Annotated in this window: 8 protein-coding genes and 1 pseudogene; 2 read left to right on the top strand and 7 right to left on the bottom strand. The window is 67.8% G+C overall.

Annotated features, from left to right (window positions below; translation table 11 throughout):
• Positions 1-3: 3 nt before the first annotated feature.
• From BQ9890_RS12680 to BQ9890_RS12710, 7 genes and pseudogenes are all read right to left on the bottom strand, one after another.
• Positions 4-1,119: pseudogene (locus BQ9890_RS12680) on the bottom strand (ISL3 family transposase); the annotation flags it as partial.
• Positions 1,120-1,176: 57 nt separating this feature from the next.
• Positions 1,177-1,485: a type IV toxin-antitoxin system AbiEi family antitoxin domain-containing protein gene (locus tag BQ9890_RS16970; RefSeq protein ID WP_407638905.1), complete on the bottom strand. Its 309-nt coding sequence runs from the start codon at positions 1,483-1,485 to the stop codon at positions 1,177-1,179.
• A gap of 642 nt (positions 1,486-2,127) precedes the next feature.
• Positions 2,128-3,381 (bottom strand): Na+/H+ antiporter NhaA, encoded by a 1,254-nt coding sequence (gene nhaA, locus BQ9890_RS12690; RefSeq protein ID WP_043534885.1) that lies wholly within the window; start codon positions 3,379-3,381, stop codon positions 2,128-2,130.
• A gap of 190 nt (positions 3,382-3,571) precedes the next feature.
• Positions 3,572-5,308, bottom strand: coding sequence for a dipeptide ABC transporter ATP-binding protein (locus BQ9890_RS12695; RefSeq protein WP_075893213.1), 1,737 nt, complete (start codon positions 5,306-5,308; stop codon positions 3,572-3,574).
• A 179-nt stretch (positions 5,309-5,487) separates the two neighbouring features.
• Positions 5,488-6,462, bottom strand: coding sequence for an ABC transporter permease (locus tag BQ9890_RS12700; RefSeq protein ID WP_075891974.1), 975 nt, complete (start codon positions 6,460-6,462; stop codon positions 5,488-5,490).
• On the bottom strand, positions 6,455-7,381 hold the full coding sequence (locus tag BQ9890_RS12705; protein WP_075891976.1) for an ABC transporter permease: 927 nt from the start codon (positions 7,379-7,381) through the stop codon (positions 6,455-6,457). Before BQ9890_RS12705 ends, BQ9890_RS12700 begins: the two co-directional genes overlap by 8 nt.
• A gap of 545 nt (positions 7,382-7,926) precedes the next feature.
• Complete coding sequence (locus BQ9890_RS12710) at positions 7,927-9,552, bottom strand: peptide ABC transporter substrate-binding protein (protein WP_075891978.1); 1,626 nt, start codon at positions 9,550-9,552, stop codon at positions 7,927-7,929.
• Positions 9,553-10,105: 553 nt separating this feature from the next.
• Here BQ9890_RS12710 and BQ9890_RS15530 point away from each other — a divergent pair.
• Entirely contained in the window at positions 10,106-12,166 is a 2,061-nt protein-coding gene (locus BQ9890_RS15530) for a glycoside hydrolase family 16 protein (RefSeq protein ID WP_143226349.1), read from the top strand.
• Positions 12,167-12,702: 536 nt separating this feature from the next.
• Positions 12,703-13,620 (top strand): protein NO VEIN domain-containing protein, encoded by a 918-nt coding sequence (locus BQ9890_RS12730; protein WP_075891980.1) that lies wholly within the window; start codon positions 12,703-12,705, stop codon positions 13,618-13,620.
• The last annotated feature ends 280 nt before the right edge of the window (positions 13,621-13,900 follow it).

Here is a 13,900-nt window from a genome sequence, read left to right on the forward strand (position 1 = left end):
GGTGATCTCGACCAGGGCCTTGGGCACGCCGGCGCTGAGGTCGTCGATCAACTTGGCCATCAGCTCACGGCCACGGCTTCGGTCCTCGTGCCGGTAGGCAGCGATCATCCTCTGGTAGACGCCCCAGGTGACCTCGACCTCGACGTGGTTGTCGTCGGCGAACAAGGACCTGAGTCGGGTTGCCTGCTTGTCTATGAGCAGGTCGGCGCCGGTGCACAGCGTGCGTCGCGCCGAGTAGAGCGGGTCGCCCTTCATCCCGCGGTGCCCGTGGATGGCTTGTTGGACCCGACGGCGGCACACGTCCAGTGCCTCGCCCGCGAGCCTGGTGACGTGGAAGGGATCTAGCACGGTCACCACGTCGGGCAACTCCTCGACCGCGGCGGTCTTGAACCCGGTGAAGCCGTCCATCGCGACCACCTCCACGCCGTCGCGCCACTCCTGCGGGCGGTCGGCCAGCCAGGTCTTGAACGCCTGCTTGGAGCGGCCCTCGACCATGTCGAGCAGCCGTGCCGGGCCGGTGCCATCTCGCACTGGGGTGAGGTCGATGATCACGGTGACGTACCTGTCGCCGCGACGGGTGTGCCTCCACACGTGCTCATCGACCCCGACGACCTTCACCCCCTCGAAGCGGTGCTCCTCGTCGATCAGCACCCGCTTGCCCTCGGCCAGAACGGCGTCGTTGGCGGTGTCCCAGGCCACCCCGAGCCCCTCGGCGACCCGAGCCACGCTCAGGTGCTGGACCACGATCCCTTCCAGCGCCCACCGCAGAGCGCGCCGAGACAACTTGGCCCGCGGTTCGGCCGCGGCGGTGGTGTCCTGGCGCCACACATACCCGCAGCCGCTGCAGCGGTAACGGCGCACGACGACCTCCAGCGTCGTGGGCCGCCAGCCCAGTGGTTCGTGGGCGAGCCGTCGGACCACGGTGTCACGTGGTCTCCCTTCGCAGCCGCAGCGCCGGCACCACTGGTCGGGCTCGACCACCTGGCAGGCCAATACGGCACGATCCGGCTCGAGTCGCTGCCCGGTGACAACGAGGCCGAGTTCGTCGAGGCGGCAGAACACGGTCAGGTCGGGGCTGGCGAACGCATCAGCGCGCCCGCCGACGGTAGCGTCGTGCACGTCGAGGTCTTTCGGGCTGAGTGTGTAGGAGCTCTCATCCTCGGGAGACCTCGACCCCTACCCGGACCCCGACGCGCCGGCCCGCCGCGCGAGGTGCGCTACACCCTCATCTGGGAAGAGCCACACATCTCGCCACTGGCGCGCCGCATCACGCCGACCATGTGGCTCTTCGGGGTCTCGCCCCAGTTGCTGTTGCGCGATTTCCCGCGCCATACCAGGGGTCATGCCCCATCTGGGGAAGGGGCCAGGGGCGATGCGCTCGAACTCACCGGACTCGGTCAATCGGTCGAGGCCATGCCGAGAGAGACCCTGTGCGCCCAGATCGTCGTAGCTCAGCAGGTCGGGCAGCGTCATGAGGTCCGTCATCACCTTCGGTCAGCAGAGTCTGTGACAGATACAGCGCATCTGTTGTGGTCCCTGTTGACCAGCATCGCTTCGACCGACGTTGTGGCGATGGCTGCCAGAGACGGTGATCTCCAGTCGATCGGTGTGGACGCAGACCGCGCACGACCGCGGCATGGGTGATCGGATCACCTCCATGAATGGCCAGTGGGGAACGCCGGGGGCCGTCGTTCGGATCCGACGAGGGGTCACCCTGCATGCGTGGGGGTTCACGAGGCACTTCGAGGAGGTACCACCACCAGGACGAGCAGATCCACCTGCCCCCGCCGAGTCGACGGCTGCCACTGTGAAGGCCTCGCCGACCTTGCCGAGCACGGCTCCGGCTGATGCGCCTGCCACCTCTGCGACCTCCCTGACGTTCTCGACAGGCCTTCCAGAGGGGCCAGACGGGGTCCCACACCCTGTCGCGGGCTCCGAATGAGGTCGTGGCAGCCGACGACAACTGCGATGAACTCCTGCGCGTCGGCGTCGAGGTGGATGAGAACTCGACGTGCATCCGCCGTGGCGCCACCGCGGCACCACCGCGGCGCTCGCGCCGTCGACGGCGCACTGCAGGAGCCGCATGGACACCGGACTGCTGCTCGGTGCCCCGCTCGCGTCGACCCCTCACTCGATGAGGTCCACGTTCCTGTCGGGCACCCCGTCCTCGTTCATGTCGTGGTGGCGCACCTTGCGGGCGTCCCATCGCAGCAGGGCCGCAGCCAGGGTTGCCGCCAGCATCGTCCCCAGCAGGATGGCGATCTTCGCGCCGTCGGTGTGCTCCCCGTCGGGGAAGGACAGCTCGGCGATGAGCAGGGAGACGGTGAACCCGATACCGGCAAGGAAGCCGACGGGCAAGAGGTCACGCAGCCCGATTGCGTCGGGCAGGCGCAGCGCAGTGAACTTCGTGGTCACCAGGGTCGTGGCCAGGACGCCGATGAGCTTTCCGGCCACCAGGGCGACGACGATCGCCAGGACGACGGGCTGGAGCAGGATCCCTTCGGGACCCTCGCCCTCCAGCAGTGAGACGCCCGCGGAGAAGAAGGCGAACACCGGCAGGGCCACACCGTTGGAGAAGGGGCGCAGGTCCTCGTCGAAGCGCCGGGTCCGAGGCTCCACTTCGCCGTGGACAGGGCGAGCGGGCACCGTGAAGCCGAGGAGGACCCCGGCGATCGTCGCGTGGACCCCGGAGGAATGCATGGCACCCCACGCCACCACCGCCAGGGGCACCAAGAGGTACCAGCGGGGGTCGCGCGCACGCACGGCCACGGCGAACGCGGCCACCGCTGCCAGGGAGGCGACCAGGGCCACCGGATCGATGCCCGCGGTGTAGAAGGCGGCGATGACGATGATGGCCAGCAGGTCATCGACCACCGCCAGGGTCAGCAGGAAGGTCCTCAGCGCCTTGGGCAGGCCCGTGCCGAAGATCGCCAGGACTGCCAGGGCGAAGGCGATGTCCGTCGCGGTGGGGATGGCCCAGCCGTGCAGGGCAGCGGTGTCACCCGAGAGGTGGATGATCAGGGTGAACAGCGCCGCAGGCGTGAGCATTCCGCCGATGGCGGCCAGCACCGGAACTGCGGCCTCGCGCGGGTTGCGCAGGCTCCCCCTGATGACCTCATGCTTGAGCTCGACACCGACGACGAAGAAGAACACTGCCAGCAGGCCGTCAGCCGCCCACTCCGAGACACTGAGATCCAGGTGGAGCATCCCGGGGCCGAAGGTGAAGTGGGAGATCGCCTCGTAGGTTCCCCGCCAGGGGGAGTTGGCCCACACCAGGGCCACAGTGGCTGCAGCGAGCAGCAGCATCCCACTGACGGTCTCAGTGGTCACCCACCGCCGGTAACGGGCTCGGGCTGAACGCACACGCGTGAACTGGGTCATCTGTCTCCTCGGGTCGATCCCCGACGGCCGGACATGCCGACGGAGATGTCGACCAGACTTCCCGACGCACCGGTGATCAGCCTACCCGCACCCCCGGGCCTGCCCGCACGGACTGGGCCCAGGGGTGGGGAGACGCACAGTGGGGTCACGCCCACCGGGGGCAGGGTGCGTTGCTCTCCCCACCCAGGTGTCACAGGTTCAGCTGGATCCTCCGCCCGGGCACGGCCTCGATGAGCTCACGCGTGTAGTCCTGGGTGGGATGGGCGAAGAGGTCGTCGGAGGATGCCTGTTCAACCAACTTCCCGTGCTCCATGACCACCACGTCGTCGGCGATCTGGCGCACCACGGCCAGGTCGTGGGTGATGAAGAGGTAGGACAGTCCCAGTTGCGCCTGCAGGTCGTTGAGCAGGTTGAGGATCTGGTTCTGCACCAGGACGTCCAGGGCGGAGACGGCCTCGTCCAGGACGACCACCTCGGGGTTCAGCGCCAGTGCACGCGCCACGGCCACGCGCTGGCGCTGCCCACCGGAGAGCTCGTTCGGATAGCGGCGCATGACCGAGCGGGGCAGGGCCACCAGGTCCAGCAGCTCCTGGACGCGGGCGAGGCGCTCGGCCTTGGAGCCGATGCCGTGGACCCGCAGGGGTTCCTCGATGATCCGGAAGATCGAGTACATCGGGTCCAGGGAACCATAGGGGTTCTGGAAGACGACCTGCAGCTTGCGTCGCAGGGCGAAGAGCTCCTTGTCGTTGAGCTCCGAGCAGTCCTGCTCTTTGAAGTAGACCTTGCCCGATGTCGGGTCCAGCAGGTTGAGCACCATGTTGGCCACCGTCGACTTGCCCGATCCGGACTCGCCGACCAGCGCCAGGGTGGTGCCGGTGCGCAGCCCGAAGGACACGTCGTCCACGGCCAGCAGCTTCTTGGCCTCGCCCTTCGCCCCGCGCACGTCGAACTCCTTGGTCAGGTGCTCGACACGGATGATGTCGGAGGTCGCGACCGACCCCGCCCCGGAACCCGTCAGCTCCTCCTCGGTGACCTCGATGCCGCGGGCGTGCGCGGACTCGATGCGTGCCGAGGCCAGGGAGGGTGCGGCCGCCACGAGGCGCTGGGTGTAGGGGTGCTGCGGGTGCTGGAGGATCTCCAGCGCCGGTCCCGACTCCACGATGCGGCCACGGTGCATGACCACCAGCTGCTCGGCGCGCTCCGCGGCCAGCCCCAGGTCATGGGTGATGAAGAGGACGGCCGTGCCCAGCTCTGCGGTCATCTGCCCGAGGTGGTCGAGGATCCGGCGTTGGACGGTGACGTCCAGGGCCGAGGTGGGCTCGTCGGCGATGAGCAGCTTGGGGTGGGCCGCCAGCCCGATGGCGATGAGGACGCGCTGGCGCATGCCGCCGGAGAACTCGTGCGGGTACTGCTTGGCGCGCCGCTCCGCGTCGGGCAGCCCGGCCTCCTCCAGCAGTGTGGCGACGCGCGCCCCGCCCTCGGAGCGTGGCACGACGTGGTTGGCCTCGAGGGCCTCCTTGACCTGCTTGCCGACGCGCAGCACCGGGTTGAGGTTGGTCATGGGGTCCTGGGGGACCAGGCCGATGCCGGATCCGCGCAGCTCCACCCACTGCTTGGTGGAGAGGTTGGTGATGTCGCGACCGTTGAACTCGATGGTTCCACCGGTCACCCGGCCGGTGCCGGGCAGCAGCCCGATGATGGCGGCCGCGGTCGTCGACTTGCCCGACCCGGACTCGCCCACGATGGCCACCGTCTGGCCGGGGTAGATGGTCAGGTTCGCCCCGCGCACGGCGGGCACGGTACCCGTGGAGGAGGTGAAGGCGACCTCCAGGTCCGTGATCTCCAGCAGGGGATTGGCGTCGTCGGGGTGGTCGTCCTCGTACGAGGGCGACGCAGTGGGCGCGGGGGTCCCGGCGTCGGCGTCCAAAGCGGCGTCGTCGCCGAGGACCGCGCGCGTGACGGGGGCGCGCAGCTCCTCCTCGGAGGGGCCGCCGGCCTCGTCACCGACGGGCAGGGGATTGCCCTCGGGGATGGGCTCGATGGGTGGGACCGCGCCGGAGAACTCGGGGTCCGTGCGCGGGATGCCAGCGGGGTTGAGTGGATCTGTCACTTCTTGCGCGCCTTCGGGTCGAGGGCTTCGCGCACGGCGTCGCCCATCATGATGAAGCTCAGGACGGTCAGGGCCAGGGCCAGTGCCGGGTAGAAGAGGACCATGGGCCTCACCCGCAGTGAGACCTGGGCGGTGGAGATGTCCCCGCCCCAGGACACGATCGAGGGCGGCAGACCGATGCCGAGGAAGGACAGGGACGCCTCCGCGACGATGAAGGTCCCCAGTGCCACAGTGGCGTAGACGATGATCGGGGCCATCGCGTTGGGCAGGATGTGGCTGGTGAGGATGCGCCACTTGGAGGCGCCGGTGGCGCGGGCCGCCGTCACGAACTCCTCGTTCTTGGCCGACATCACGGCACCTCGGGTGATGCGCGCGATCTGGGTCCACCCGAAGGCGGCCAGCACGATCACGACCATCCAGACCGTGCGGTGCTCCTTGAACATCTGCATGATGACGATGGCCGCCAGCAGCAGGGGGACCGCGAAGAAGATGTCGGTGAAACGCGAGATCAGCGCGTCGATCCAGCCTCCCAGGAAGCCGGCGAGTGAACCCAGGACGGACCCGATCACGACGACGACCAAGGTCGTGAAGACGCCGACCGTGACCGAGGCGCGGGCCCCGTAGATGACGCGAGAGTAGATGTCGCACCCCTGCTTGTCGAAGCCGAAGGGATGCCCGGGGGCGGGGGTGACGAGAGAGTTGCCCAGTTCACAGAAACGGGGATCCTGGGAGGTGAAGAGTCCCGGGAACAGCGAGAGCAGCACGGCGAACAGGATGATGAGGGACGAGATCCAGAAGAGGGGTCTGCGCCGGAGGTTCTTCCACGCCTCACCCCACATGGACGAGGGGGCGGAGTCGTCGGCGACGGCGTCGACGGCACCCAGGCCGGTCTCGTCGACGTCGGAGACGTAGTGCTGCTGGCCCCGGCGGGTGCGCTGGATGCGTGCGGAGGGGATGTGGTGGTCACTCATAGCGGATCCTCGGGTCGAGCACGGCGTACAGGAGGTCGACCAGCAGGTTGGCCACGATGTACACGAGCACCAGGACGGTGGTGAACGAGACGACGGTGGCGGACTCACCGCGGGTGATGGCCTGCCACAGCGTCCCTCCCACGCCGGAGATGTTGAAGATGCCCTCGGTGATGATCGCGCCGCCCATCAGGGCGCCCAGGTCGCCTCCGAGGAAGGTGACGACGGGGATCAGGGAGTTGCGCAGTACGTGGCGCTGCATGACGGCTCCGTTGGAGAGTCCCTTGGCGCGCGCGGTGCGCACGAAGTCGGCGGAGACGTGCTCGGACACCGACTGGCGCGTGAGTCGGAGGACGTAGGCCAGGGACTGGGCGCCCAGCACGATGGCTGGCATCGTGAGCGCCTTGAACGAGACGTTCGGACCGACGGTGGTGGGCAGGATCCCCCACTTCACCCCGATGAGGAACTGCATGACGAAGCCGATGACGAAGGTCGGCACCGAGATGACGACCAGTGAGACCACCAGGACGGTGGAGTCGAACCATCCCCCACGCCTGATGCCCGCCACGACGCCGGCGGAGATGCCCAGGATTGCTTCGATCAGCAGGGCGTAGACCGCGAGCTTGATGGTGATCGGGAATGCATGCGCCATGACCTCGCTGACAGGACGCCCGGAGAAGGTCGAGCCGAAGTCGAGGGTGACGACGCCCTTGAGGTACAGCAGGTACTGGAGCCAGAAGGGCTTGTCCAGGTTGAACTCGGCGGTGATCTTGGCGCGTGCTGCCTCTGTGAGACCGCGGTCGCCGCCCAGGGCTTCGACCGGATTGCCGGGCATCAGGTACACCATCGCGAAGATCAGGAACGTCGCCCCGAAGAAGACCGGGATGGTCTGGAGGAGTCGACGTCCGACGTATCGGAGCATGGGGTGGTTCCTTTGGGGAAGGGACGGTCGCGCCCATCCCCGGTCACCGGAGGGGTGGGTCGCACCTCTGTCCCGGTGGACGCGGTTCGGTCGCGTTCACAGTCAGTCTTCGCAGGATCCCGGATCGCGGGCTCCCACCGGGGTGGTGCGCCGCCAGGCGCTCTCCAACCCAGGAGCAGCATAGGGTAAACGACGGGCAAACCGCACCCATCTGGCCGACATGTCACACCTGCCCACAGGCCATGCGGAGTCGCATCGTGCGCAACTGCCCCGTCCGCGCGACCAGGTACCTCCGGATTGACGAGGGCGGCGCGGTCGCGGCGTGGCGGTGGTGAGGGAGCGTCCGGCTCGGCGTACCTCCCGTGTGCGGAGTGGCAGTGTCCCACCCGGAGCACGTCCCGGACACAGTGGTGGCAGGCGCGGAGGATCGCTGGACGCGACGGACTCCGCGGCGGTCTTGAACACACGCTGTGGCGGGTGGGAAAGAATCCCCACCCGCCACAGCGTGCAATGCGTTCCGGCCCGTCAGGGACGGTCAGCGGATGTCAGCCCTGCTTGGTGATCTCGTATGCCAGGGGCACGGAGTTCCAGCCGAACTCAACGTTCTCGACGTTCTGCGACCAGCCGCCGGAGACGTTCTGGTACCACAGGGGGATGGCCGGGAGATCCTTGAACAGGACCTCCTGGGCCTGGTCGAGCAGTGTGTTGGCCTCATCGGCGGAGGTGGCTGCCGATGCCTGGGTCATGAGGTCATCGAACTCCGCGGAGGAGTAGTCGCCGTCATTGGACCCGGCACCCGTCCCGTACAGGGGGGCGAGGAAGTTGAACTTGCTGGGGTAGTCGGCCTGCCATCCGGAACGGAACGCGCCCGTGATGGTGCGACCGGTGACGTCGGTACGCAAGGACTTGAAGTCGGGGTACGGGTTGCCCTCGGCGTCGATGCCCAGCGTGTTCTTGATCTGGTTGGACACTGCGTCGACCCACGCCTTGTGCGGCCCATCGGAGTTGTAGCCGATGGTGAAGGTGCCCGACCACGGGGAGATGGCATCTGCCTGGGCCCACAGTTCCTTGGCCTTGTCGGCGTCGAAGGTGAGGACCTCGTTGCCGGGGATGGCGTCGTTGTATCCGTCGATGACGGGGGACGTGAAGTCCTTGGCCGGGGTGCGGGTGCCGGAGAAGACCTTCTCAGTGATCTCCTCGCGGTTGATCGCGTAGGAGAGTGCCTCGCGGCGCAGTGCGCCCTCGTCGCCGGAGAAGTGCTCCAAGTCCTGGGGAATCGTGAAGGACTGGAAGATCGCCGCGGGCTGGTTGACCGCGCGGTCACCCAGATCCTGCTCATAGGTGGCGATCGCGGAGTCGGGCAGCTGGTCCAGGACGTCGAGGACGCCGGAGAGCAGATCCTGGTAGGCGGCATCGAGCTCGGCGTAGAAGACGACGTCGACTCCGCCATTCTGCGCCTGGCGGTCACCCGTGTAGCCCTCGTTGGGAACCAGGGAGATCTTGACGTTGTGCTCCCACGCGGAGTCGGAGGCCAGCTTGTAGGGTCCGTTGCCGACGGGCGTCTCGCCGCCGGCCTCAGGATCGGCGAGCGTGGAGTCCGGGAGGGGGTAGAAGGCCGAGTAGCCCAGGCGCGAGGGGAAGTCGGACTCCGCCTGCTTGAGCTTGACGGTGAAGGTCGTGTCATCCACGACGGTCAGGCCCGAGAGGTCACCCGAGCCCTCGTCGTCCGCACCCTCGATGGGGGCGAAGAAGTAGGCGGAGAGGTCGGCGTTCTTCGCGCCGGCCTTCCAGGCGTCCACGAAGTTGGAGGCCTTGACGTCAGTGCCGTCGGTGAACTTCTGCCCGGACTTCAGCTTGATCGTCCAGGTGATGTTGTCATCCGACTCGATGGACTCCGCGACCTCGTTGTGCGTGGCACCGTCGGCGCCGTAATAGACCAGGCCTGCGAAGAGGAGGTCGATGATCTTGCCGCCCCCGACCTCATTGGTGTTGGTCGGGATCAGGGGGTTCTGGGGCTCGGAACCATTGATGGTCACGATGCCCGTGGACGTACCGGCAGCGTCGCCGCTGGCCGCTCCGGACTCGCCCGACTCGGAACCGCCGCCGGAGCATGCGGTGAGCGTCAGCGCGAGGACGGCGGGCACTGCCAGCCAAGATCGCTTCAGATTCATGGTGCCTCCTGGGATGCACGTGGATTCGGCTCTGGGGATGGGGTTCGCCAGATGCGCTCAAGACTGTAGCCGCAGGTCGGGCCCATCGCTTCTAGAGGCCACCATGTGGGTGTTACATTCGGGTAACGAAAGGTCTCGATCTGGTAAAAGTGCAGGTCAGCGAGCACTCTTTGGGGGTGTGGCTACCCTTGGCCACGGTTGTTGTGTAACACGGAGGTGACGAGTCGGGAGTCCTCGTGCAACGCCCGGGCGCGAGGTGGTGTCGGGTCCCGGCCGCGTCCCCGGTGTCGTGATCCGGGACACCCTGTGGAGCCGTGGGGGCCCGCGGTCCTCACGGTGTACCCACTCTGACGTCGGCGGACAGGGGCGGAGCGTGTGATTGTGATGATGGCCATGTCCGTGTGAGCTGAAGCCACACTGTTGACACCCGACGCCTTGCGCGGCTTTGGTGTAGTTGACAGTATGAAGAATCGGTGGGTCGTCCCCGGGCGGGGCGGTCGGTCCTCCCGGTGGACAGGTGGGTCCGCCCGACGACCAACAAAGGGGGTCCCCGGTGACCAACCGTGGATCGACGAGAACTCCGAATCCCTCGCGCGGGCTGCGCGCCGTGATCGTGTCCATCCTTGCCGTGCTGCTGGCGGCAACCGGCCTGACGGGAATCGCCCAGGCCGCCAAGGACGCCTCGACACTGATCGGATGGGGTTCGACCTGGAAGTGGTACAACGCTCCGGCTGACCCGTCGGGTGGGGACTGGAGGACCACCTACTACTCCGATTCCTCCTGGAAGAGCGGCCGCGCTCCCCTGGGGTGGGGACGCGACGGCATCGTCACCGACATCTCCACCACGGGCACCCAGGCCCGTTCGGTGCAGTTCCGCTCGACCTTCCGGGTTCCCGATCCCCTGGCGACCTCGGTTGCCGTGGACCTCGTGGTCGACGACGGGGCCGTCGTCTTCGTCAACGGGACGGAGATCGGGCGCGTGAACGTGGATCCGGGTGCCTTCTCCCGTGACGTCAATGCGAAGGACGGAGTGCGTCGAACCGCGACGCTGACCGTTCCCGACTCCGTGCTGCGCAGGGGCTCGAACACCATCGCCGTGTCCACGCACCTCAACCACCGGGCGTCACCGATGGTCTCCTTCGACGCCCAGGTCAGCGCACATGCCCGCAGTCAGGGTGAGGCCACGCTGGTGGCCAGCGGGTCGAGCTGGCGCTACACGCAGCCCTCGACGACTCCTGCGGCCTCGTGGACCACCACCGAGCAGGGTTCGTGGGCGAGTGGCCGGGCACCCCTGGGTGCCGGCGCCTCCGACCTCGCCACCACCGTGCAGCGTCAGGCGGGCGCACTGCTCCTCGCCCAGCAGACCTTCACCGTTCCCGAGGGGACGACGTACGGCTCCGTCACCCTGCGTGCCCTGGTCGACGACGGCCTGCGGGTCTTCGTCAACGGGCACGAGGTCGGACGCGCGAACGTGCCCTCCGGGACACTGACCGCCTCCACGCGGGCCAAGAGCACATACGGTGGGGTCGCCGAGTTCCAGGTGTCGCCCTCCTACCTGGTGGCGGGGCGCAACATCGTCTCCGCAGAGGTGCGACCGAACTACACGGCGTCGCCCTCGTTGTCCCTCGATGCGGAGCTGGTCGCCACGGGCGCGAGCTCGACCCCGGTGGCAAAGCCCACGCCCACACCCACCACGCCTGCGCCCACTCCGACGCCGACGACCCCGGCACCCACGCCGACCACGCCAGCGCCGACGCCGACCACCCCGGCACCCACGCCGACCACGCCTGCGCCCACTCCGACGCCGACCACGCCGGCACCCACGCCGACGACCCCGGCGGGAACGATCGCGGGCTGGGGAGCACCCGTGTGGAGTGACGAGTTCACGGGGTCCAGCGTGGACCGCACCAAGTGGAACGTGCGTGACGGTTCCTACCTCTCCTACGACGAGGCCATGCTCAGTGCCTCCCAGGTCTCGCAGTCGAACGGGACCCTGAAGATCGTCACGGACCGGCTGACGAACCCCGTGACGGCCGGAGGGCGCGTCCGCGCCTTCGAGACGGGCTACATCGACTCCATCGGCAAGCACTTCCAGCGCTACGGCCGGTGGGAGATGCGCGCCAAACTGCCAGTGACCCCCGGTGCGTCCCGCGGCATCTGGCCGGCCTTCTGGCTGCGCGACTCCAAGGGCCTGGGCGAGATCGACATCATGGAGGCCATGGGTGACCCCAACACCAAGCTGAAGTACCAGCCAGCCGGGTCCTGGTCCTCGACCATCCACCAGTCCACGAACCACGAAGCCGGCACGGTCAAGATCGAGAACATCGTGACCAATCCCGAGCACGTCGGTGCCGGATGGCACACCTGGGCGCTGGAGTGGACTCCGGAGGGGATGACGTTCCTCTTCGACGGGAAGGCCGTGTGGAAGGCGACCACGAAGGACAACCCGTGGTTCAACACGGCGTTCACCGATGCCGGCGCCAACATCCGTATCAACACCCAGGTCGGCGAGAGCTGGATGGGCTTCACGGATCCCTCCCACCCGGAGGAGACCAAGTTGCCGGCCACCTACGACATCGACTACGTGAGGGTCTGGTCCTACAACGGCCAGTGAGGATCCGGGGCGGTCGGCTCCCGGCTGTGGGATGGTTCACAGGTCAAGGCTCAGTGGGCTGAAGGCAACCGCGGTAACCGGGTCGCTCCACGCGGCCGTACCTGTGACGACGCCCCCGCCGACCGGCGCCGATCCCGTTCGGGACCACCCCTCGGTCATCCGGCACTCTCAAGGTGTGCGGTTCCGGCTGCTCGATTAGATTCAGGGTGTGGGCCCCGCCGCCTCGGGTGTCCACCGTCTGGGTGCCTCCGTCCTTCGGGATCGGAGGCACCCAGCGTTTGTGGGGCGTGTCGGCCGAGCGGGGTCCTCCGTCTGCGCACCCCATGTCGTCGAGAGGTTGCATCGCGGTGTCGCGGTGTCGCGGTCTGGGTCATGGTGGTGGTGCTGTGGTGCTGTGGTGCTGTGGTGCTGTGGTGCTGTGGTGCTGTGGTGCTGTGGTGCCCGGCTCCCCGGCCACTGGAGGCTGATCTGAGGGAGACGCCGGTCACAGACGGCGGTACTCTTGATGAGTCCTTGACCATTCTGAGGAGTCGCCCATGTCCACCTTCCTCCTGCGCTGGAGTCCCCAGCCGTCCTTGGACGAGGACCAGTGGGAGGACGCGCGCGAGGACCTCGCCGATGGGTGGGCACACGTGGGGACGTGGAGGGTCGACAGTGGGCTGGGTGTCCGTGACGGCGACCGCGTCGTCTTCTGGCGGTGCGAGGACGGACCCCCCGGGGTCCTCGGCACGGGCTCGGCAGTGGGCGACACCTACTGGGGTTCCGACCCGGAGGACGAGCGAGCTGACTGTTCATGGATCGACATCGCCGTCGACACGATGCTCCCGTGGCGACACCCCCTCACGCTCGATGTCGTCGAGCAGGAGTTCCCCGGTCTTGCGTGGGACACGGCAGTTCCCGTGTTGTGCCTGTCCAACCATGTCGCCGACATCCTGCTGGAGGCATTGGAGGGCGGGCCGAGTCCTGAACCGACCGTCGGTGAGGGGCGCAGGGCCTCGGCCGTCGAGGCCGCGAAGCGGGCCTATGCTGTGTCGCTGACGCGTACCCAGCTGCGCATCGACCTGGGTGAGGGATGGGACGTGACCAGCGTGGACGTGGCTCCCTTCGACATCCTGGCCGATGACGGCGACGAGTTGGTCTACGTCAAGGTGGTCGTGGAGAACGGGGCTCCGATCAGCCTGAGTGCCGACGAGGTCGAGTTCGCCGTCGCCCAACGGGACTCCTGGCGGTTGATGCTGGTGGCCGGTATCGAGTCGCGGCGCCAGATCGCCCACGGTGCCTCGGAGTTGCGCCTGGACGAGGGGACGGTCGTGGACGTCACCCAGTCCTTCTTCGACGAGATCGACGAGCTGCGACCAGCAGCCTACGAATGGCTGCCCGGTGTGGCCGGTTCCGACATTGACTCCGCGCGTCACCTGCGGGCGACGACCCTGGGCGGGATCTGGAGCATCTGAACATCCCTCCCGCGAGGCCCGCTCCCTTCCCACCGCGAGGCCCGCTGCTCAGTTGAGGGGTTGAGGTCAGCGCCGTTCCCACCGTGAGGTCCGTCCTCGCGTCGATCGACACTGCGGTGCGGACCGGAGCGGCGGTGTCCCGAGTCGGTGTGCCGGTTCGGTGTGCAGGAATGCACCCAGTTTCTCGGCACAGGGACCCAAGTGTGGCGCTGCGAGAAACGCGCCTGGTCCCTGACCTGCACGAATGCTCCCCGCCGGGTCTGAGCTCGATGGCATCAAG

Source organism: Actinomyces provencensis, from assembly GCF_900155435.1.
Lineage (GTDB): Bacteria > Actinomycetota > Actinomycetes > Actinomycetales > Actinomycetaceae > Pauljensenia > Pauljensenia provencensis.